General features: G+C 57.8%; 17 protein-coding genes. 11 read left to right on the top strand and 6 right to left on the bottom strand.

Features of this window, described 5'->3' with window-relative positions:
* Positions 1-24 precede the first annotated feature (24 nt).
* Positions 25-1,755: an ABC-F family ATP-binding cassette domain-containing protein gene (locus tag ATE40_RS09220; protein ID WP_063919508.1), complete on the bottom strand. Its 1,731-nt coding sequence runs from the start codon at positions 1,753-1,755 to the stop codon at positions 25-27.
* A gap of 450 nt (positions 1,756-2,205) precedes the next feature.
* On the opposite strand from ATE40_RS09220, the gene ATE40_RS09215 reads away from it, so the two are divergent.
* Complete coding sequence (locus tag ATE40_RS09215; protein WP_025159764.1) at positions 2,206-4,635, top strand: DUF3772 domain-containing protein; 2,430 nt, start codon at positions 2,206-2,208, stop codon at positions 4,633-4,635.
* Positions 4,636-4,683: 48 nt separating this feature from the next.
* Here the strand turns inward: ATE40_RS09215 and ATE40_RS09210 are convergent, their stop codons facing one another.
* Complete coding sequence (locus ATE40_RS09210) at positions 4,684-4,851, bottom strand: hypothetical protein (protein WP_230328910.1); 168 nt, start codon at positions 4,849-4,851, stop codon at positions 4,684-4,686.
* A 128-nt stretch (positions 4,852-4,979) separates the two neighbouring features.
* Between ATE40_RS09210 and ATE40_RS09205 the strand changes: the two genes are divergently transcribed.
* The 4 genes from ATE40_RS09205 to ATE40_RS09185 all read left to right on the top strand — a co-directional run bounded on the left by ATE40_RS09205 (position 4,980) and on the right by ATE40_RS09185 (position 8,866).
* A complete protein-coding gene (locus ATE40_RS09205) occupies positions 4,980-5,801 on the top strand; it encodes an alpha/beta fold hydrolase (protein ID WP_063919507.1) in 822 nt (273 codons plus the stop codon).
* A gap of 368 nt (positions 5,802-6,169) precedes the next feature.
* Positions 6,170-6,460: a hypothetical protein gene (locus ATE40_RS09200; protein ID WP_154746232.1), complete on the top strand. Its 291-nt coding sequence runs from the start codon at positions 6,170-6,172 to the stop codon at positions 6,458-6,460.
* A gap of 372 nt (positions 6,461-6,832) precedes the next feature.
* Positions 6,833-8,104, top strand: a complete 1,272-nt coding sequence (locus ATE40_RS09190; RefSeq protein ID WP_063919505.1) for a TcdA/TcdB catalytic glycosyltransferase domain-containing protein — start codon at positions 6,833-6,835, stop codon at positions 8,102-8,104.
* 300 nt (positions 8,105-8,404) lie between these two features.
* Positions 8,405-8,866: a GNAT family N-acetyltransferase gene (locus ATE40_RS09185; protein ID WP_063919627.1), complete on the top strand. Its 462-nt coding sequence runs from the start codon at positions 8,405-8,407 to the stop codon at positions 8,864-8,866.
* Between the two features lie 50 nt (positions 8,867-8,916).
* Here the strand turns inward: ATE40_RS09185 and ATE40_RS09180 are convergent, their stop codons facing one another.
* Positions 8,917-11,055, bottom strand: a complete 2,139-nt coding sequence (locus ATE40_RS09180) for a TonB-dependent siderophore receptor (RefSeq protein ID WP_230328907.1) — start codon at positions 11,053-11,055, stop codon at positions 8,917-8,919.
* A gap of 385 nt (positions 11,056-11,440) precedes the next feature.
* Between ATE40_RS09180 and ATE40_RS09175 the strand changes: the two genes are divergently transcribed.
* The 5 genes from ATE40_RS09175 (at position 11,441) to ATE40_RS09155 (ending at position 15,984) form a co-directional block, all read left to right on the top strand.
* Positions 11,441-12,883, top strand: a complete 1,443-nt coding sequence (locus ATE40_RS09175) for a GGDEF domain-containing protein (RefSeq protein WP_019455415.1) — start codon at positions 11,441-11,443, stop codon at positions 12,881-12,883.
* Positions 12,884-12,986: 103 nt separating this feature from the next.
* Positions 12,987-13,337: a DUF1428 domain-containing protein gene (locus ATE40_RS09170; protein ID WP_063919504.1), complete on the top strand. Its 351-nt coding sequence runs from the start codon at positions 12,987-12,989 to the stop codon at positions 13,335-13,337.
* 11 nt (positions 13,338-13,348) lie between these two features.
* Entirely contained in the window at positions 13,349-13,822 is a 474-nt protein-coding gene (locus tag ATE40_RS09165) for a VOC family protein (protein WP_019455413.1), read from the top strand.
* A 26-nt stretch (positions 13,823-13,848) separates the two neighbouring features.
* Positions 13,849-14,538: a VIT1/CCC1 transporter family protein gene (locus ATE40_RS09160; protein ID WP_063919503.1), complete on the top strand. Its 690-nt coding sequence runs from the start codon at positions 13,849-13,851 to the stop codon at positions 14,536-14,538.
* 108 nt (positions 14,539-14,646) lie between these two features.
* A complete protein-coding gene (locus ATE40_RS09155; protein WP_019455411.1) occupies positions 14,647-15,984 on the top strand; it encodes a D-serine ammonia-lyase in 1,338 nt (445 codons plus the stop codon).
* 49 nt (positions 15,985-16,033) lie between these two features.
* On the opposite strand, the gene ATE40_RS09150 is transcribed toward ATE40_RS09155, so the two are convergent.
* The 3 genes from ATE40_RS09150 to tet(41) all read right to left on the bottom strand — a co-directional run bounded on the left by ATE40_RS09150 (position 16,034) and on the right by tet(41) (position 19,774).
* Positions 16,034-17,470, bottom strand: a complete 1,437-nt coding sequence (locus tag ATE40_RS09150; RefSeq protein ID WP_025159763.1) for a 6-phospho-beta-glucosidase — start codon at positions 17,468-17,470, stop codon at positions 16,034-16,036.
* A 130-nt stretch (positions 17,471-17,600) separates the two neighbouring features.
* Entirely contained in the window at positions 17,601-18,335 is a 735-nt protein-coding gene (locus ATE40_RS09145) for a MurR/RpiR family transcriptional regulator (protein WP_063919502.1), read from the bottom strand.
* Between the two features lie 257 nt (positions 18,336-18,592).
* Positions 18,593-19,774 (bottom strand): tetracycline efflux MFS transporter Tet(41), encoded by a 1,182-nt coding sequence (tet(41), locus tag ATE40_RS09140; protein ID WP_063919501.1) that lies wholly within the window; start codon positions 19,772-19,774, stop codon positions 18,593-18,595.
* A gap of 64 nt (positions 19,775-19,838) precedes the next feature.
* Here tet(41) and tetR point away from each other — a divergent pair, with 64 nt between their 5' ends.
* Entirely contained in the window at positions 19,839-20,480 is a 642-nt protein-coding gene (gene tetR, locus ATE40_RS09135) for a tetracycline resistance transcriptional repressor TetR (protein ID WP_019455407.1), read from the top strand.
* The last annotated feature ends 39 nt before the right edge of the window (positions 20,481-20,519 follow it).

Below are 20,519 nucleotides of genomic sequence, written 5' to 3'. Positions count from 1 at the left end.
GGCCGCCGGGGCGGCCTGTCAGGGTCAGCCCAGCTGCAGCCGGGCGGTGAGGTCGGCAATCTCGCGGCGCCAGCGTGCCTGAAGCTCCGGTTTCTGGTGCTTCGGTTTACGCGCCAGGTCAGCCTCCAGCTTGCTTTCGAGGGCAAACAGGGCGGTCAACAGCGCTTCTTCGCCTTCCAGCCGCGCGTCTGGCGCAGGCGCGTTTGCGTTGGCCTCGTCCGCCGTCGGCAGCGCCGGCGTTTCGCCCGCCAGGCGCTGGTACACCGGCGCCAGATCGTGCCACTCCGTCAGTTTTTGCTGGTCGATCAGCCAAAAACGGTTGCAGCTCTGTTCAATCAGCATCCGGTCGTGGGTGACCAGCATGACGGCGCCGGGGAACTGGCGCAGCGTTTCCGCCAGCTCCTCTTTGCCCGCCATATCCAGATGGTTGGTGGGCTCATCCAGCAACAGCAGCGAATGGTTGGCCAACGTCAGGCCGACGAACAGCAACCGCGAACGCTCGCCGCCGCTCAGCGAACGGATCTGCTGAGAGTGGCGCAGGTAAGGGAAACCGGCGCCGATCAGCGCCATTTTTCGCTGCTCCTCGGTCAACGGCGCAAACTGCGCCAGCGCGTCGCTCAACGTGTCCTCATCGCGCAACTGCTGCAGGCTTTGATCGTAATAACCGATGCGCACCCGCGGGTGGAACAGCGCCGGGCGCTGCGTTTGTTGCTGATACTCGCGCCACAGCAGACGCAGCAGCGACGATTTGCCGCAGCCGTTGCGCCCGACGATGGCGATGCGATCGCCGCTTTTCACCCGCAGGTGTTCCAGGCTGAACAGCACCGGCGCATCCGGCGCCGGACGCACCGCCCAGTGTGGCAGCGCCAGCAGGCGATCGGCGTCCAGCGCCTCTCCCTGCAGGCGCAGCCGCCACGGGCTGCCGGCGGTCAGGGTAGTCTGTTCTTCCTTCAACCGATCGACGCGCTTCTCCATTTGCTTAGCCTTGCGCGCCAGATCTTCGTTGTCGTAGACCTTGCCCCAGACCGCCAGCCGTTTGGCGCTTTTCTCTACCCGTTCGATCTCCTTTTGCTCGGCCTGGCGACGGTGCTCGTCTGCGGCATCCTGTTCCGCCAACGCAGCGCGCGCAGCGGAGCAGGGGAAGCGGAAGAACTGCAGCGTTTTGTCGCGCAGGATCCAGGTGCAGTTGGTCACCTGGTCGAGCAGATAGCGGTCGTGCGACACCAGCACGAAACTGCCGTTCCAGTTACGCAAGAACTGTTCCAGCCACAGCAGCGTGGGCAGGTCCAGGTGGTTGCTGGGTTCGTCGAGCAGCAGCAGATCGGGCTGGCGGATCAGCGCGCGGGCCAACAGCAGCCGGGTATGCTGGCCGCCGCTGAGGGTACCGGCGTTCAACGTCCAGCTCGTTGGTTCAAACCCCATCTCGGCCAGCAGCGCTTCGCAGCGCCAGCGTTCGCTGAGGTGCTGGCTCGCAGGCAACTGGGCCAGAACCGCGTCCAGCAGAGTGCTGGCGTGCAGCTCAGGCGGCAGGTGCTGCTCGATGCGCGCCATCAAGCATTGGTGTGACAATGTCACCGTTCCGCTGTGTGCGGGCAGGGCACCGCTGAGGATTTGCAGCAGGGTACTTTTGCCGCAGCCGTTATCGCCGATCAAACCGATGCGATCGCCTTTTTTCAGGCTGAAGGAAATCTCGCTCAGCAGGGCGCCGAACGCGTTGTCGTAACCGACAGATTGTGCAGACAGTAATGTGCTCATTGCTTACTCAAGAGTTACAGGCATGACAATGCCTATCGTCAAACATCGCTGACGACAACCCGGTAAGCCGGAGGGAAGATCCTGGATTTTAGTAAGCTTCGCTCAAGCTGGGTTATCGCAGCACGATACCGGTAATGCTTGAGCGGCGACGATTACCAAAGAAGTGTGAGTGAAAAACCAATTCACACGTCAGCATAGTAAGTCTCCTTTTATTGGTTGCAGGTTAATCGGTGGCTGGAGTATAGAGCGCTTTGCGCCGCGCCGCCAGTGTAAAAGCGCCTGAATAATCAGCAGGCTAAAGACCTCCGGGGCGCATGGCACACAATGGGAATAATTACTGTATTTCGGCCGACATGAAGCAGCTATTATAATTAGCGTTTATGGTTAAGCGACGGTTCATCCGCCGCCTGTTGGTCTGTCTATCAGATAATGATGCTGAGCACTGAATTTATGTTAAAGCCTCGCCCGTTCCTGCTGTTGTTGTTATTGCTGCTGGGTTTGCAGCTCACGCCGCTCGGCGCCGTCGCCGCCACCCAGGATGATCCCGCCGCCGAAAGCGCGCCCGATCCCGCCACGCAGCTGAAAGCCGCGCAAAAGCAGCTCGACAGCATGAAGCAGCTGGTTTCCAAAGCCACCACCGACACCCAGCTCAGCAAGCTGCGGTTGGCGACCGACGATCTGGTCGCCGGCATGGACAAACTGTCTACCGATCTGCAGCCGCTGCAGGAAAAGCTGCAGGCGCAGCTGGACGTTCTGGGGCCGGCACCGGTCGCCGGCGCGCTGCCGGAAACCCCGGCGGTCGCCCAGCAGCGCAATGCGCTGAACAACAGCAAGAAACAGCTCGACGATGCGGTAAAGCGCGCGCAGGCCATCAAGACCAGCGCATTCGACCTGGGGCAACAGATCAGCGATCTGCGCCGGGTAGCGTTTAAAACCCAACTGGCGCTGAATACCGGCAGTATTCTGGGCATCAAGTTCTGGGCGCCGGTGGTGCAGCCGTCAGCGGATGACGTGCAGCGGCTGGATCAGTTCAACACCGAGATGAAAGCGGCCTGGGACGCCAGCTGGCAGGAGGAGTGGCGTTACGGCACGCTGGCGCTGCTGGCGCTGGCGGTGATTGTCTGGTCCTGGGGACGTTATTTCTCCGAGCGTTTCCTTGCCTGGGTCAGCATTCGCTTCTTGCCTGACGGACGCCTGCGCCGCAGCTTCATGGCTATCGTCACCGTGGCGGTGACGGTGTTCACCACCTCGATCGCGTTAAACCTGCTGTATTACGTCTTCGTTCGCGTACAACCGCTGCCGGTGATGCTTGAAGATTTCGCCGAAGGCTTTAACCGTTTGGGGATCTTCTGCGCGATGATCGCCGGGCTGGGGCGCGCGGCGCTGTCGCTGAATCGTCCGTCGTGGCGTCTGGCTTCCATGGATAACGAAGTGGCCGCCGGGCTGCGCTACTTCTCGCCGCTGCTGGCCGGCCTGGCGCTGGCGTTCGGCACCGTAGAGCTGATCAACAACGTCGTCAGCGCCTCATTGGCCACCACCATCTTTGGCAACGGTCTGGTGGCGGGGCTGATCGGCATGGTGCTGCTGGCGGCGCCGCTGCGCGGCCAGCGCATTCGCCGCCGTCTGGAACAGCAGGGCGCGCACCTGGAAAAACGCACGCTGGTCGGCGGGCTGGTGCATATCGTCACCCTGGTGTGCTCGGTGGTGATCCTGTTTTCACTGCTGATCGGCTACATCGCCTTCGCTCGCTTCCTGACCTACCAGCTGATTTGGGTAGTGTTGGTGCTGATGGCGTTCTACTTCATGGTGTTGTTCGCCACCGACTTTTGCGCCGCGCTGTTTTCGCCGCAGACCGTCAGCGGCAAGATGCTGAAGAAAACGCTCAGCTTCAAGGATCGCCACCTGGAGCAGATGTCGATCATCACCACCGCGCTGGCCAAATGTTCACTGCTGCTGTTGATGATCGTCGCGTTGTTCAACGGCTCGTTCGGCAGCACCACGCCGGGTACGCTGATGGAGAAAATCGTCTCCATCCTGACCGGCGAAGGGTTGCAGCGTTTCAACATCGTGCCCGGCAACCTGCTCAACGCGGTGATCTGCCTGGCGATCGGCATCTACATTCTGCGCGCGGTACGGCGCTGGTTGGGTTCTGAACTGCTGCCGAAGACCATCTCGGACGTCGGCATTCGCGCCTCGCTGGTGACGCTGTTCAGCAATATCGGCTATGTGCTGGTGATTCTGATCACCCTGGCGGCGCTGGGCATTCAGTGGAGCAACCTGGCGTGGATCGTCAGCGCCCTGTCGGTCGGTATCGGTTTCGGCTTGCAGGAGATCGTGAAGAACTTTATTTCCGGCCTGATCCTGCTGACCGAACGCCCGGTGAAGGTGGGGGATATGATCGGCATCGGCGGCGTGGAGGGCGACGTGCGTCGCATCAACGTGCGCGCCACCGAGATTCAGCTCAGCGACCGCTCCACCATGATCGTGCCCAACTCGCAGCTGATTTCGCAGAACGTGCGCAACGCCACCATGGGCAATGCGCAAGGGGTGGTGACCATCGCGCTGACGTTCCCGACCTCTATCGATCCGGAACAGGTGCGCAATATCTTGCTCAGTGCCTATAACGAGTACGAAACCATTCTGGAGACGCCGGCGCCTTATGTGCGCTTCAGTCAGTTGGGGCCGGACGGCATTATCCTGAGCGTGACCGGCTACGTGCCGAGCCCGCGCATGGTCGGCGCCACCAAGAGCGAACTGCTGTTCAACATCCTCAAGCTGCTGCGCGCCCAGGAAGTGAGCCTGTCCAGCCCGCAGGAGGTGGTATTCATGAAGCAGCAGGCGACGCGATATCAGGCGAACGAAGAGGAGCACTCTTCGTAGTTCAACGTTAAGGCGGCGGGCCGTTCAGCGACGGCCCGCCGAACGCGGTTAATACATTGACGGCTCAACCGATTGCGAGCAGTCGCTGTTGGCGCCGGAGTTACTGCAGGTGTAGGGTTCATTCGGCGACGCCGGCGGCGCATTCGACGGGCCGCCGCCGCCGCCGATACAACCGCTCAACATCAGCATCAAGAACACCAGCGTTATCTTTTTCATCTCACCGTCCTCCATTGCGATTCCTGATTTAAGTATATGTCGGGAAAGCGAACGGCACCGCTTTACGGTGCGATCTATACTCCTCTGATGCCGTTTCGCCGCACCACGTCGACGAATGAGGGGGAAAAATGCCAACCGACGACGATTTAACGCGTTTTGCCGCGCAAGGCGCGCCGGCATTGCCGCCCGGTGCCCGACAGGGGGATATCGAGCATGACGGCGCGCGTATCTGGTATGCCGCCTATGGCACCGAACCGACGGTGATCCTGTTGCACGGCGGCCTGGGCCACAGCGGCAACTGGGGCTATCAACTGCCGGCGCTGTTGGCTGCCGGCTATAACGTGCTGGTCATCGACAGCCGCGGCCACGGGCGCAGCACGCGCGACGCACGGCCGTATCGTTACGATCGGATGGCCGATGACCTGTTGGCGGTGATGACGGCGCTGCGCATCCCGCGTGCCGCGTTGGTGGGCTGGAGCGACGGTGCCTGCGTCGCGCTTATCGCTGCCCACCGGGCACCCGAGCGGGTGCCCGGCGTTTTTTTCTTCGGCTGCAATATGGACGCCAGCGGGGTTAAACCGCCGTCGTCCAGCCCGATCGTCGAACGTTGCTTTGCGCGCCATGCGCAAGACTATGCCGCCTTGTCACCGACGCCGGAAGATTTCGCTCCCTTCGTCGCCGCCGTAAGCCTGATGATGAGCAGCCAGCCGAACTATACCGCGCAGGATCTGGCGGCTATTCGCGTGCCGGTGACGGTGGTGCACAGCGAACACGATGAGTTTATCCGCGCCGAACATGCCGTCTACCTGAGCCACAGCATCCCCGGCGCTCGCCTGGTGACGCTGCCGGGCGTCAGCCACTTCGCGCCCCTGCAGCGGCCGGCGCTGTTCAACCGCGCGCTGCTGGATTTTCTCGCTGGTGCCTGTGTTTTCGGTAATAGTGGCAAGTGAAGAGCGATCGCATAGGAAATAAACCATTCTAGCCAATCGCTGATTTCCATTTTAATGATATTTTTTCGATTGATTCTGCGGCGTTTGTAACTGTGGTTAAATGTGATAAAAATTAATAAAATATTCAACGAATCAATTAGTGGAATATTAAAGCATTCAATGAGTGCTAGGGGGAACTATTCTTGGTGTCGATGATTATTTACTCCTGAAAATGAACGTTGGATTAATTTCCTATAGCGGTGTGAAAATCCATGTGACAAGCATCATAATTTAATGACATTTAATTTTTTTTGCTGGTCGTACAGGGATAGTATGAAATTCAACCATTTTTGATGGTTGCAAACCTGAACAATTCAAGGAGAGAGTTCATGAAAAAAATTTTAAGTAGCCAACTCGATGCCGTATCTGGTGGGTGGCAGGACCGTGACGGTAGTGGGAAAAGATCTTCTGATAACGGTGGCTATGGTTCTACAAATAGTGGCAACAATAACGGAGGTGATCGTGGGCTTCAATCATTCTTGTCACAAAATAGCCCGTATGGAAGTGGTTCTGGTGCTAACGGCTTCTGGGGAAATGGTAATTCAATGGCTGCAGGAAATGGTTACGGCGGAAATGGTACTGGGCCGAGAGAGAGCAGAGAGTCAGGTACTAAGCGCTAATTAATAGATATAATCTTGGCACAGAAGTAAAATTCTGTGCTTTATAGGTGGCATGATGAATAGGTATATTGTCTTTATAAAAAGTGACAAGACAATAGTTATGACAAAGGAAATGGTCACACAAAAAGTTATTAAGGATATGAAGCAACAGGGATTCAGAAGGCATCATGTTGAAGTAGATGCTGAAAACGAAAGCGATGCGATTATCAAACTAAATAAAAGCAGTAATGATTACTTGGATTCACTGAGGGATTTTTCAGGCAATCTATTATTTTGCTCTGTTTGCATTATTATTATGGCCATAGTCTATCTTTTCAGTTAACTAATAAGATAATCAAATGGTATTATAACTAACTTTGCATGGAGGCCTAAATGATAGCGTTGAAAATGAAGTTGTCAACGATAGATAAATCATTAGTTCCAAATGTCCTGCATTTTTTATGGATTGGTGATTTAAATGAAGTAAAAGCGCATTACATTGAAATATGGCAAAAAACAAACAAAGATAAGGATGTGTTTTTTTGGTGCGACAGCGATTCTTCACTGTGCAAACTTCTCAATACTGCCATAATTGACTTCGTCAACACAAAAAGAGTTAAAGATAAGTTAGAGCTTGAATTGGAAATAAAAAATTCTGCTTTTAATTATATATACCCAAAGATAAAAGAAGGGTTTACATTTGATGACCTGGTTATTGAATTCTTAGACAAGAATAAAATTCCCTATCAGAGGATGGAGAAAAAAATCAAATGTTCATGGTTCGAAAAACGAGGCGTTATAAAAAAGAACATAGCGGATATTTTCTGTGCTGACCTTGATGATTTTATGAAATATTATTATTACGAAATCATATTGAGATGTAATCTTGCTAGTGCAAGCGACATTGTTAGGCTTTTAATTATCTATCAATATGGAGGAGTGTATATAGACATTGATACACTCCCATGTACTAATGATATATATTGCAGCCTTAATAAATATATAGAAAAAGAAAGAATCATAGAGAGTGATTCATTTCTTCTGTTTAAAACAAAATTAATTTTAAACAAGATTGGCTTAGATGGTATTTTGACTAAAGATGCGGTTGATTTCGATGCACAAGAGTTGAGTGTGGATGCTGACAGATTTGAAACAATAAATAGACTCATCAGACAAGATATTTCTAATTTTTCTTTAGATATGATCCCATCATTAGGGAATATGTATGTTTATAAGAATCTGCTCGCTCTGGGCACACTCAAGAGATTAAATGGCGTCTATTTTAATAACTTCATGTCATCTCATAAAAGATCAAAGGCGATAAAAATAATCCTTATGGTCATGAAGAAAAGATATCGATTCTTAGAAAGTAATGACTGTATATTCAGTTGTTATACCGGTGGTGAAGCAGAGCTTTATCTGAGCAGGCTTCTAACGTGGAGAACTGAATTAATAACAAAAAATTATTGTGTAACTTCGGCTTTGACTGGGCCAGGATTGATTGTAGAGGTTTTATTGGGGCTGGCTTATGATATATTCAAAATTGAAAGTTCAGTAGAACCTTCCTACATCGCGGAATATATGCAGAACCCTGCTCATGGAATTGCATTACTTCAACACAATATAGATACTCCTGATGGAATTTATTCCGCATGGCGGAAATAATAAAATTGCATGGTAAAGTACGTTGTGTTTTGCATGTTATTTTCAAATGACGGATACTGATGATGTTTTGTCAAGAAACGTTCGACAGTCAGAAAATGAAATAGCGTGGCTGGGCATTGCTGTTGTTCGGCATTTGACGCTACATATTTTCTGAATGGGTGGTGCCCATTGCCGCGGATGCACCGATTGCGAGTATGTACGGCTCCGGCCGCAGACCTCAATGTGGCGCCGTGGCCTGCGCGTTGACGTTTGCTGTTCTATGCTGGAGGCGGGCATTTTTACATCATCGCAGAGGACATCATGAGCGAAAGCATCGTGGTCAGATCGCAGGAACAACGGGATTACGCCGCCTGGCTGGCGCTGTGGCAGGGGTATAACGCCTTTTACGGCCGGGAGGGGGCAACGGCGTTACCGGACGAGGTGACGCAAACCACCTGGCGGCGTTTTTTCGACGCCTACGAGCCGATGTACGCGCTAGTCGCCGAGCATCAGGGGCAGGTGGTTGGATTAACGCACTATCTTCTGCACCGCAGCACCATTCAGCTGCAGCCCAACTGCTATCTACAGGATCTGTTCACCGCAGAGGCGGTGCGCGGTAAAGGGGTGGCGAGGGCGCTGATCGCGGCGGTTTACGAGCGTGCGCAGCAGCTGGGGTTGCCGCGCGTCTATTGGAATACCCATGAAACCAACCAGACGGCGATGCTGCTGTATGACAAGGTGGCGGATCGTCCCGGATTTGTGATGTATCGCAAGGCGCTTTGACACCCGGTGAAATGAATACGGGCGCCAAACGGCGCCCGACAATCGGCAGGTTAAAAATCGACCGTCGCCTGCAGGCTCAGGCTGCGCGGTTCCCCCTCAATCACGCGTAAATTGCCGGCGCTGGAGGCATAATATTCGCGGTTGAACAGGTTTTTCACATTCAGCTTCAGCTGAGTATGTTTCCCCAACAGTTTGCTGTCCCAGGCGACAAACGCATCCGCCACGGTATAGGCCGGCATGGTGAAGCTGTTCTCCGGATCGCCGGCGCGGCGGCCGACGTAGCGTGCGCCGCCGCCAACGCGCACCTCGCCGGGCACCACCGGCAACGTCATGCGGTGGCTGAGGTACAGGCCGCCCATGTTGGTCGGGGCGTTGACCAGCCGATTGCCGACGTTGGCCGGGTTGAGATTGTCTTCAACGATTTCGGTCTTGTCGTAGCTGTAGTTGGCGGTGAGATCCCAGTTGCGCGCCACTTCGCCGTTCAACTCCAGTTCGACGCCGGTGGAGCGCGCTTTGGGAATGCTGCGGGTCACGCCGTTGATAAAGATCGACATATTGCTTTCATCGATGCGATAGAGCGCCAGCGTGGCGTCAAACGCCGGGGTGACTTGCCATTTGCCGCCCACTTCATAAGTGGTGCCGGTTTCCGGCGTGGCGACGTTGCCATTGTCGTCGATGGCGGTGGATGGCGTGAAGGAACGGCTGTAGTTGCCGTACAGCGACAGGCTCGGCGTCAACTTATACACCAGTCCCGCCTGCGGCAAGAACTGGTCATCTTTGTCATTGAGCGTATTTTTCGGCTGCCGGAAACCGTTGCTGTTGTTCTGATAATACGACTGATAGCGCGCGCCCAGCACCGCGATCCATCGCTCGGTGAGATGAATGCTGTCCTTGGCGTACAGAGAGCGGCTGAACAGCGTGGCGCGCAGATTGCTCGCCGCGTCGCTGTAGGTCGTACTGTCAGTGACAGGCGTTTCGCCATACGTCGGATCGTACATGTTGAAGGTCTTCGACACCTTGCCGCGATAGGAATACGCCTTATAGGTCTGGTTTTTCTCGTAGTCCACGCCCAGCAGCAGGTCATGCTGCATGCCGAATACCTCCGGCGAGCCGGTCAGATCCCACGAGTAGTAGTGGGTCTGGTGATTAAAGCCTCGGTTGGCGTCGGCGCGGCGCGAAACGATGCCGGTCGTGGTATCGACGGCGGTGGCGCGCACTTCGTTACTGTCGTAACGGCGCTGCAGCCACGCGTAGTTGACGCGGGTGGTCCAGATCGGGTCCAGCGCGTATTCATAATGGGCGCTCAGGCGTTTGTTTTTGCCCCAGGCGCGGTTGGCGTAATCATCAAGCCGGCGGTTGTAGGGCACATCGACCGGTTTACCGTCGATAAATGCGGTGCCGCGATCGTAAGGAATGTCGTATTTATATTCGCTGTAGGCGATGTTAAAGGAGGCTTTGTCGCCGAACCAACTGAGCGAGGGGGCGAGCAGCGTGTGTTCGTCGCTGCCGAAGTTGCGCCAGTAATCCGCGTGCTGACGTTCGGCGATCAGGCGAAAGGCGAAGCCGCCGCCCAGCGGGCCGGTGACATCGACACTGCCGCTGCCGCCGCCAAAGCTGTTGGTGGCGCCGCTGATGCGGGTGTTCCAGTCATACTGCGGTTTTTTACCGATCAGATTGATGATGCCGCCAGGGCTGAGGATACCGTAAAGCAGTGAAGCGGAGCCTTTCAGCACCTCGACGCGTTCGGTGGTGGCGTCCATGCTCAACCCCTGGTTGCTGCGTACGCCGTCGATGAACACCGAACCGTCGGAGTTGACCCCAAAACCGCGTTTGACAAAGCCGTCCTCGGTGCCGCCGAGTGTGTTGCCCTGGGTGACGCCGCTGACGAACTTCATCGCGTCATTGACGCTTTTGACCTGGAAGTCGTCAATCACCTGAGAGGTGACAACGCTGATCGATTGCGGCACCTCGGCGATCGGCGCTGCGGTTTTGCTGCCGGTCGAAGCGGTATCGGCGCTATAGCTGCCGGCAGGCAGCGGGGCGGCGGTTACTGTGATGGACTCCTCCGATTTAGCGTCGGTCACGGCGGCGATCGTCAGGGCGGGAAACAGGCCGGCAAACAGGGGCAGCGTACGCAGAATGGGATTTTTTTTGCTTTTGTAGGGGTGGCGAAGAACTGACTGGCGCATATCATTCCATGGTAAAATAATAAATAGTAACGATTATCATTATAATTATCATTTGATGAAATTAGATAGAGGAAGTTGGCGCCCTTCGCGCATTGCAAGATTTTATTTTGCCATCAGTGAAAAGCATGGCGGTTTTGCCGGTATAAATTCGCCGGATTGGCCACAAAGATCGAGGTGACGGCAGCGTTTCGGCAGTTTCTGCGTCTGGTAGCTGGTTGCCGTCAATATATTGATACACAAATATATTTTCCCTTGATGAATAAACAGATGCCCGCGCTGGCAAAACTGGCAATATAGCCGGGTCGGCCGTGTGTGTTCTCCTTGTTCGACGGTTGTGACGCGAAAAGACTGTCACTTTACGCTAGCGAAAGTCTCTGGATCCAAGATGCAAACCATCCCGTTGTCCGATACCCGTAAAATCTGGCCCGCGACCCTCATCTTTTTGCTGGTGTTTGCGCTGTGCCTGCTGGGTATCGTGAGCCGTCCCGGCAGCTTTCTGGCGATATTCTGGCCGGTAAACGCCGTGCTGCTGGCCGTTTTGGTGCGCCGCCCGCAGTGGGCCACCTGCGCCGGCTGGGGCATGGCGGTGCTGGGCTATCTGGCGGCGGACCTGTTGACCGGCAGTTCGCTGGAAAAGGCGCTGCTGTTGAATGCCGCCAATCTTTCCGGCGTGGTGGCAGGGTATTGGCTGTTCATGCGGCTGTCGCCACCGGCGCGCATGTTGCAGCGCGGCGCCTCCAGCATGTATCTGTTCGGCATCTGCCTGGCCGCCGCTGCCGTCACCGGCGTGGCGGGCGCCGTCGCCTCTCAGTGGCTGTTCGGCAGACCCTATTTGACCTCCCTGGCGCTGTGGTTCTCGTCCGAATTCACCAATTACGTCACGCTGATGCCGTTCATTCTGGTGTTTCCCATCGATTGGCGACATCGCCTGCGCGCGGCTTGCGCCATGCTGATGCAGCGCAGCCAATGGCCGCAGGCGGGGCAAAAACTTGCGGTGTTGGCGCTGCTGGCGCTGGCGGCGGTTTGCAGCGTGCTGATCGGCGGGCCCGGCGCGGTGATCTTTCCAATGCCGGTGCTGCTGTGGCTGGCGATGTCCTTTTCACTGTTCAGCACCATGATCGCGGTGCTGGTTTATGTGCTGTGGTGCCATCTGGCGATCGATTTCGGGCTGTTGAGCACGACGCTCGATATGAAGGTGTTGCAGAACGCGGTGTCGATGCGTTTGGGCATTGCGCTGTTGGCGCTGGGGCCGATCGCCGTCGCCAGCATGAACTATGCGCGCAATGCGCTGTTGCGCACCCTGGAGCATGTGGCGAATCACGACGCGTTGACGCATGTGTTGACGCGCAATGCGTTTATGCAGCGCGGCGAACGGGTGATTGACCAAAAAGGCGAGCTGGTTTGCGTCATGATGCTCGATATCGACTATTTCAAATCGATTAATGACCGTTTCGGCCACGCCGGCGGCGATCAGGCGCTGATGGCTTTTACCCGCGCGATCGCCGCCGATCTGAGCGTCAATGATCTATTTGGCCGCATGGGTGGCGAAGAGTTTGCCATCGTCTCGACGCTCGGCCAGCCTCAGCAGGGATTGCAGCTGGCCGAACGGCTGCGGCAACGCATCGAAGCGGAGTCGATCACCATGCCGGCCGGCCATCCGCTGCAGATCACCGTCAGCATCGGCATGGTGACCTGTACGGGCGGTTCCGGCCATAGCCTGGCGGATCTGCTGAAACTGGCGGATCTGGCGGTATACAAAGCAAAAAATGCCGGCCGCAACCGGGTCGCCACGCCTGAGTCTTACCCGCCGCCGGCCCCCGGCCGCTAACTTGCGATCCGCGCAGCGCCCCCGCCGTCTAAACTGGTAGGGGGTGCAGGCAACTCCGCCTGCGTTAAACCGACTGTCCTTAAACAGACAAGAGGATGCCAGGATGAAATACATCGACGGGTTTGTGGTGGCGGTGCCGGCCGCCAACAAGGAGGCGTATCACCGGTTGGCGGCTGCAACGGTGCCATTGTTCAAAGAGTTTGGCGCCACGCGCATCGTGGAGTGTTGGGGTGATGATGTGCCCGACGGCAAACTGACCGACTTTCGCGGCGCGGTGAAGGCGCAGGAAGGCGAAGTGGTGGTGTTCAGCTGGATCGAGTATCCCTCCAAGGCGGTGCGCGACGCCGCCAACGAGAAAATGATGAGCGATCCGCGCATGAAGGCGCTGGGCGAGATGCCGTTTGACGGCAAGCGCATGATCTTTGGCGGGTTCGCGCCAATCCTTGATGAGTGAAGGAGGCGCAGATGGCCAGAATTACGCAACATCTGTGGTTTGAAAAAGACATGGAGGCGGCGCTGAACTGCTATGTCGCGCTGATTCCCGGTTCGTCCGTGAACTGGTTTTCCGATCTGCCGGCGGATACGCCGAGCGGCCCGGCCGGCAGCGTGAAGCTGGCCTCCTTCACCCTGGGCGACCAGCGCTACGCGGCGATCGAAGCCGGGCCGCTGGATCCGTTCAACCACAGTTTCTCCGTGATGGTGGAGTGCGACGATCAGGCGGAGGTCGACCGGCTGTGGGATACGCTGAGCGAAGGCGGCGAGGCGGAGCAGTGCGGTTGGCTGCGCGATCGTTGGGGGCTGTGCTGGCAGATTGTGCCGCGGCGTCTGACGGAGTTGATGAACGACCCTGACGCCGCCCGCGTGCGGCGGGTGACGGAAGCGATGCTATTGATGGGCAAAATCGACATCGCCGGCCTGGAAGCGGCGGCGCGAGACTAGCGGCAAGATCGAGAAGGAGAGAACGGATGCACCGAGAGCGGCACAGTATTGAGCGCATCGGCTGGCTGCGGGCGGCGGTGCTCGGCGCCAACGACGGCATTGTCTCAACGGCCAGCCTGCTGCTGGGCGTGGCGGCGGCCAGCGCCTCGCATTCCGCGTTGATGATCGCCGGCGTCGCCGGGTGGGTGGCGGGCGCGATGTCGATGGCCACCGGCGAGTATGTGTCGGTATCGTCGCAGGCGGATACCGAAAAGGCTGCCCTGGCTGAGGAGCAGGCGGAGCTGCTTGAAGACTACCCGGGGGAGTTTCGTGAACTGACGTCAATCTACGTGCATCGCGGCCTGGATCCGGCGCTGGCCCGGCAGGTAGCGGAAAAGCTGATGGCGCACGATGCGCTGGAGGCGCATGCGCGCGACGAGCTGGGCATTTCCTCCGCCACGCGCGCCCGGCCGCTGCAGGCAGCGTTAGCGTCGGCGCTGAGTTTCTCCCTCGGCGCGCTGTTGCCGCTACTGGTGGCGCTGTGGGCGCCGCTCGACTGGACGCGGCCGGCGCTGGTGGTCTCGGCGCTGATTTCCCTCGGCGTGCTCGGCGGCATCGCCGCAAAAACCGGCGGGGCGCCGATCTTGCCGGGCGTCGCGCGCATCCTCATCTGGAGCGCCCTGGCGATGGCGGTCTCCTCCGGCGTCGGCATGTTGTTTGGCGTCGCCGCCGGGTAGCGCCGGGTTTGCATCAATCTGTTGCATCTCAAGAGCAGAATTTATCATTTGTCAGCCGCCGGCGTTCGCGGCATGGTGACGGCAATGCCAACTCAGTCAGGGACACTTATGCACCAATCACAGATTCAACCGTGGATCGCGCAGCATCCGCTGCTGCAACGCATGGTTGCTCTTGAGCCGATCACCTGGTTCAATCCGCGTGCGACCACGCTGGCCGCAGGGCTGCCTCATGTCGGGCTGAGCGCCGCCGACGTGGTCGAAGCCGAGCAGCGCCTGGCGCGCTTTGCGCCATATCTCGCCGCGGCCTTCCCGGAAACCCAGCCCACTGGCGGGATCATCGAATCCGAACTGGTGGCGATCCCCGCCATGCAGCAGGCGCTGGATCGCCGCTACGGGCAAACTCTGGGTGGGAAACTGCTGTTGAAAAAGGACAGTCATCTGCCGATCTCCGGTTCAATCAAGGCGCGCGGCGGCATCTATGAAGTGCTGACGCACGCGGAGAAGCTGGCGCTGGAGGCGGGGCTGCTGCAGACCGGTGATGACTACGCCCGGTTGTTTTCCGACGAGTTCCGTCAGTTCTTCAGCCAATACCGTATCGCCGTCGGATCGACGGGCAATCTGGGATTATCCATCGGCATCATCAGCGCCCGCCTGGGATTTGACGTCAGCGTGCACATGTCGGCGGATGCGCGGGCGTGGAAGAAGCAGAAGCTGCGCGACAACGGCGTGACGGTGGTGGAATACGCCGAAGATTACGGCGTGGCGGTGGAGCAGGGCCGCAAACAGGCGGCGAACGATCCGCGTTGTTTCTTTATCGACGATGAAAACTCGCAAACCCTGTTCCTCGGTTATGCGGTGGCCGGCGGCCGCCTGAAGCGGCAGTTCGCCGAACAGGGCATCGTGGTGGACGCGCAGCATCCGCTGTTCGTTTATCTGCCGTGCGGCGTCGGCGGCGGGCCGGGCGGCGTGGCGTTTGGCCTCAAGCTGGCGTTCGGCGATCACGTTCACTGCGTTTTCGCCGAGCCGACCCATTCGCCCTGCATGCTGCTCGGGGTTTACAGCGGGCTGCATGACGGGATTGCGGTGCAAGATCTCGGCATCGACAACCGCACAGCGGCGGACGGATTGGCGGTGGGGCGCGCCTCCGGCTTTGTCGGCCGGGCGATGGAACGCCTGCTGAGCGCGTTTTACACCCTGAGCGACGAGGAGATGTTCGCGTTGCTCGGGTTGTTGGATCGGCACGAACATATCCAGTTGGAGCCGTCCGCGCTGGCCGGCATGGCCGGGCCGTGGCGCATGGCGGCCAATGCGCAACCACTGAGCGGGCAAGGCGTGAGCGCGGAGAGTCTGGCGCAGGCGACGCATCTGGTGTGGGCGACCGGCGGCGGCATGGTGCCGCCGGTGGAAATGGCGAAGTACCTCACCGCCGGGCAGACGGCGGAATAAGGCGCAATAAAAAAGGGGCGAACATCGCCCCTGATCGTCTGCCGCGCCGTTACAGCTGTTCGCCGTTGCTGGCGATGACCCGGCGGTACCAGTCGAAGCTCTTCTTGCGCGAGCGCTCAAGCGTACCGGTGCCGTCGTCGTGTTTATCGACGTAGATAAAGCCGTAGCGTTTGCTGTACTCACCGGTGGTGAACGACACGCAGTCGATGCAGCCCCAAGGGGTGTAGCCGATCAGATCCACGCCGTCTTCAATCACCGCTTTTTTCATCTCTTCGATGTGGGCGCGCAGATAGTCGATGCGATAGTCATCATTGATCTGGCCGTCCGCTTCCACCTTGTCGAAGGCGCCGAAGCCGTTTTCCACGATAAACAGCGGCTTCTGGTAGCGTTCATACAATACGTTCAGCGAGTAGCGCAGCCCGACCGGATCGATCTGCCAACCCCAGTCGGAGGCCTTGACGTGCGGGTTCGGCACATTGCCCGGGAAACCGAACATGCCGTCGCTGCCTTCCACCGCGTTGGCCTGCAGCGCGTTGCTCATGTAATAGCTGAAGCCGATGTAGTCGGTGCAGCCCTCGCGCAGGATCTGGGCGTCCTGCGGCTGCATCTCGATCTTCAGCCCTTTGCGTTCCCAGTCGCGCAGCAGATAGCTTGGGTAGTAGCCGCGCATCTGCACGTCGGTGTACAGATAGCGCTGGTGCATCGCCTCCACGGCGTACATCACGTCGTCCGGCTTGCAGGAATAAGGATAGAACGGCACGCAGGCCAGCATGCAGCCGATCTTGAACTCCGGGTTGATCTGATGGCCGAGTTTGACCACCTGCGCGCTGGCGACGAACTGGTGGTGCAACACCTGATACAGCGCCTGCTCCGGATTGTCTTCCTGGGTGTAATCCACGCCGGAACAGCAGTAGCCGAACAGCGGGTAGCGGTAGTTGCTCTGGTTGTTGATCTCGTTGAAGGTCATCCAGTACTTCACCTTCTCGCGGTAGCGGCGCATCACCACTTCGCTAAAGCGCACGAAAAACTCCACCACCCGGCGGTTTTTCCAGCCGCCGTAGGTTTTCACCAAATGGTAAGGCATTTCGAAGTGGGACAGGGTGATCACCGGCTGGATGCCGTATTTCAGCAGCTCATCGAACAGATCGTCGTAAAACTGCAGGCCGGCTTCGTTCGGCGCCGTTTCGTCGCCGTTCGGGAAGATGCGCGTCCAGGCGATCGAGGTGCGGAAGCATTTGAACCCCATCTCGGCGAACAGCGCCACGTCTTGTTTGTAGCGGCCGTAGAAGTCCACCGCTTCATGGTTGGGGTAACGGTAGCCATCGAGCACCCCGTCGGTCATCACGCGATCGACGCCGTGCGAACCGCCGGACAGCACGTCGGCGATGCTTGGGCCTTTGCCGCCCCGATCCCAACCGCCTTCAACCTGGTGCGCGGCGACCGCGCCCCCCCACAGAAAATCCTTCGGCAACTGTTTCATCGTCAATGTCTCATCGGTTTATTTAATGAAGGGTAATCACGCTGCGTTGAGAATAGAGTACCAATACCGAAAGAAATGTCACGATATAACAAATCACCGTGAAAAGTGATTTGTCACAATAAAAAAACAGCCTGTTTTATTTTGCCGAATTAATATGCCCGAGCCGTTTACCGATGGTTTCAATAATGTAAAGCACGGGGATCTGCGTGGTAATATTATGATGGCCGCCGATCAAATGCTGCGGAACGTGGTAAGAGAGGTTAAAGTCCGCCAGCCGCGCCAGTGAAGAGGTTTCGTTGTTGGTGATGCTGATGATTTTGCAGTGGTGCAGGCTGAACTGGCTCGCCAACCGCAGGATCTCTTCGGTCTCGCCGGAGACCGACAGCATGATCGCCACCGCGTTTTTATACATATCGCTGTTGACCGGATAATAAGGATCGTCGATATGGGTGCTGAATTTCCCGACGTTGGAGAAGAAACGCGCGCCATATTTCCCCAATGCGCCTGACGTACTGATGCCGACGAAAATAATTCGCTCGGCGGCGGCGATATGCTGCACCGCCTGATCGATCAGCTGATTAAACTCTTCGTTGCTGACGCTTTTAAAAAAGCTGAGGATTTCGCCGATGCCGGAATCGATCGGCGGCGCGTCGCTTTGCTCGAGGTACAGTTTGAAACGGATGCGAAATTCCGAATAGCCGTCACAGCCCATTTTTTTGCAAAACCGCAGCACGGTGGTGGTGGACACGCCGGCGGCCTCCGCCAGCTCGCGGATGGTCATGTACATCACCTGATTTTTGTGTTTGCTGACGTAGTTATAAACCATCAGCTCCAGGGCGTTGAGCTCGGCGATTGCTTTATGGGTGAACATGAGTCGGTCCGGCGGCTGGAAACGGGAAGCTTATCTGCAGGTTAACATAGCAAAATTCACCGCCGCTGGCACTGCCGAAGCAAAAGAAAAGCCGCACCAGTCAGGGGCGGCCCAGAGTTCACGACGAACAAATTAAAGCAAAACGTTCCGGAAGACATGCCATGAAAACGCGTTTCATCACACAGTGTCAGCATAGGTCAGCTTATTCCGGCGGCAAAATGCCGGTTTTTGCTTTCCAAAGCTAAAGATTGGCAAAGTTACGGCGCCATATCCCTGGCGCGCGAACGTGCCAGCAGCGGCGGGGCCAGCAGATACAGGGCGGCGGCCAGCGCCCAGACCAGGCCGGGCCAGACATCGCGCGTGGCGGCGTACAGCGCCGTCGCTACCAGCGGCCCGGCGACGCCGATCAGGCTGCCCATGCTGGACAGTGTCCCCTGCAGCTCGCCCTGATGGTCGTCGTCCACCTTGTGCGCCATCAGCGCCTGCAGCGCGGGCAACGCCATGCCGCCCGCCGCAAACAACGGCAGCAGGACGAACGGCGCCCAGCCGCGCGTGGCGATCGACAGCAGCAGCATGCCCAGCGCGTCGGCGGCCAGGCCGATCAGCAGCGCCTTGCGCTCGCCGAGCCGTGCGACCAGCGGGCCGACGGCAAAGGCCTGCGACAGCGCGTGGCAGGCGCCGTAACCGGCCAGCGACAGGCCCGCCAACATCATGCTCCAGCCGAAGCGATCCTGACCGTATAAAATCCACAGCGTAGCCGGCGCCTGAGAGGCCAGCGCCATGATCAGGTAAATGCCGGCCAGCGGCAGCAGGCCCGGCTTGCCGTGCAATCGCCGCAATGAAGAAAAGGGATTAAGCCGGATTTTCTCGGCGGTGCGGGAGCTGGGTTTACGCGATTCGGGCAACAGGAAAAACGCCAACGCCAGGTTGATGGCGTTCATCACCGCCGCCGCCAGGAAGGGGGCATGCAGATGCCATTCGCCCAGTGAGCCGCCGAGCAGCGGGCCGACGATAAAGCCGACGCCGAATACGGCACCCACCAGGCCGAAACGCCGCGCGCGTTGGCCGGCAGGGGTAATATCGGTGACATAGGCGGTGGCGACCGCCATGTTGGCGCCGGTGATGCCCGCCAGCAACCGGCCCAGATAGAGCCAGGCCAGCGTCGGCGCGAACGCCATCAGCAGGTAGTCGGCCGCCGCGCCAGCGAGCGAAATCAACAGCACCGGGCGCCGGCCGAAACGATCGCTCAGCGCGCCGAGGATTGGTGAAAACAGGAATTGCATCAACGCATAGGCCGCCAACAGAGCGCCGTAATGCACGCTGCCGGCATCGAGACCGCCCAGCGAGCGCAACAGCGCCGGCAGGATAGGCATGATCAGACCGATGCCCACCGCATCCAGCAGCACCGTCAACAAAATAACCAGCATAGGTTTTTTCAAAATCGTGACTCTAACAGTGATAGAGTAATGAGTATTCCACAGTTACCCTATCAGTGATAGAGAGATGAGCGAAAAAAATACCGCGGCGCGTTTAACGCGCGAAACCGTGCTGCGCGGGGCGCTGGAGCTGCTGAATGACATCGGCATCGACGCCCTGAGCACCCGCCGTCTGGCGCAACATCTGGGCGTACAATCGCCCACGCTTTATTGGCATTTCAAGAACAAGGCCGAGCTGCTGAAGGCGATGGCGGAAACCATCATGCTGGATCACCGTGAAGAGATGCCCGCTGACATGCCCTGGCGAGCCTGGGTCACCGCCAACGCGGTCAACTTTCGCCGCGCGTTGCTGGCTTACCGCGACGGTGCGCGCCTGCATGCCGGCACCCGTCCGCAGGAACCGCAGTTCGCGATCATCGAGGCCAAGGTGGCACTGTTGTGCCGGGCGGGATTTACGCCGGAACGCGCGGTTAACCTGCTGTTCGCCGTTGGCCGCTTCGTGGTGGGCTGGGTGCTGGAAGAACAGCAAATGCAGCCTGACGACGCGCTGAACGAGGCCGACCGTCGGCGTTACCCGCTGCTGTGCGAAGGCTGGGAAGGATTGCAGGAGAAGGGCGCAGACAGGCTGTTCGAGGCGGGCGTCAGGCTGCTGGTCGACGGTGCCGAAGCCGGATTGACGAACGACAATAATCACGGCGGGCAACCATAAAACCGGGCTTATCTATAGGAAATTTATAGAAAATACCCA

It is taken from the genome of Serratia surfactantfaciens, assembly GCF_001642805.2.
GTDB classification, from domain to species: domain Bacteria; phylum Pseudomonadota; class Gammaproteobacteria; order Enterobacterales; family Enterobacteriaceae; genus Serratia; species Serratia surfactantfaciens.
Note: the sequence above shows the minus strand (reverse complement) of the source record. Positions and strands in the feature narration are given on the sequence as shown.